The following is a 1,779-nucleotide window of genomic DNA, read 5'->3' on the forward strand; positions in this document are numbered from 1 at the left end:
GTAGACCTTTGAAAACTGAACAAAGTTTCGACAAACCAAATGTGTAGGGTCGCCCTTCGGGGCACAAAACATATTTGCGAAGTCAATTTCGCTAGCAAATAAATTAAGTAACAAAACAAGAGCTACAAACTTTTTAATCGAGAGTTTGATCCTGGCTCAGGACGAACGCTGGCGGCGTGCCTAATACATGCAAGTCGAACGCACTCTCGTTAGATAGAAGAAGCTTGCTTCTGATTGATAACATTTGAGTGAGTGGCGGACGGGTGAGTAACACGTGGGTAACCTGCCCTAAAGTGGGGGATAACATTTGGAAACAGATGCTAATACCGCATAAAACCTAGCACCGCATGGTGCAAGGTTGAAAGATGGTTTCGGCTATCACTTTAGGATGGACCCGCGGTGCATTAGTTAGTTGGTGAGGTAAAGGCTCACCAAGACCGTGATGCATAGCCGACCTGAGAGGGTAATCGGCCACACTGGGACTGAGACACGGCCCAGACTCCTACGGGAGGCAGCAGTAGGGAATCTTCCACAATGGACGAAAGTCTGATGGAGCAACGCCGCGTGAGTGAAGAAGGTTTTCGGATCGTAAAACTCTGTTGTTGGAGAAGAACGTATTTGATAGTAACTGATCAGGTAGTGACGGTATCCAACCAGAAAGCCACGGCTAACTACGTGCCAGCAGCCGCGGTAATACGTAGGTGGCAAGCGTTGTCCGGATTTATTGGGCGTAAAGCGAGCGCAGGCGGTTTTTTAAGTCTGATGTGAAAGCCTTCGGCTCAACCGAAGAAGTGCATCGGAAACTGGGAAACTTGAGTGCAGAAGAGGACAGTGGAACTCCATGTGTAGCGGTGAAATGCGTAGATATATGGAAGAACACCAGTGGCGAAGGCGGCTGTCTGGTCTGTAACTGACGCTGAGGCTCGAAAGCATGGGTAGCAAACAGGATTAGATACCCTGGTAGTCCATGCCGTAAACGATGAGTGCTAGGTGTTGGAGGGTTTCCGCCCTTCAGTGCCGCAGCTAACGCATTAAGCACTCCGCCTGGGGAGTACGACCGCAAGGTTGAAACTCAAAGGAATTGACGGGGGCCCGCACAAGCGGTGGAGCATGTGGTTTAATTCGAAGCAACGCGAAGAACCTTACCAGGTCTTGACATCCTTTGACCACTCTAGAGATAGAGCTTTCCCTTCGGGGACAAAGTGACAGGTGGTGCATGGTTGTCGTCAGCTCGTGTCGTGAGATGTTGGGTTAAGTCCCGCAACGAGCGCAACCCTTATTACTAGTTGCCAGCATTAAGTTGGGCACTCTAGTGAGACTGCCGGTGACAAACCGGAGGAAGGTGGGGACGACGTCAAATCATCATGCCCCTTATGACCTGGGCTACACACGTGCTACAATGGATGGTACAACGAGTTGCGAGACCGCGAGGTTTAGCTAATCTCTTAAAACCATTCTCAGTTCGGATTGTAGGCTGCAACTCGCCTACATGAAGCCGGAATCGCTAGTAATCGCGGATCAGCATGCCGCGGTGAATACGTTCCCGGGCCTTGTACACACCGCCCGTCACACCATGAGAGTTTGTAACACCCAAAGCCGGTGAGGTAACCTTTCGGGGAGCCAGCCGTCTAAGGTGGGACAGATGATTAGGGTGAAGTCGTAACAAGGTAGCCGTAGGAGAACCTGCGGCTGGATCACCTCCTTTCTAAGGAATAATACGGAAAGCCTTGTACATTTGCGAAGTCGAAACTTTGTTTAGTTTTGAGAGGTCTACTCTCA

The 1,779-nt window shown here is 50.3% G+C and carries 1 rRNA gene; it reads left to right on the plus strand.

From position 1 onward, the window contains the following. Positions 1-133 precede the first annotated feature (133 nt). Positions 134-1,705 (plus strand): 16S ribosomal RNA (locus tag FC90_RS04095). Positions 1,706-1,779: the final 74 nt, after the last annotated feature.

The sequence above is a fragment of the Latilactobacillus graminis DSM 20719 genome (genome assembly GCF_001436415.1).
Lineage (GTDB): Bacteria > Bacillota > Bacilli > Lactobacillales > Lactobacillaceae > Latilactobacillus > Latilactobacillus graminis.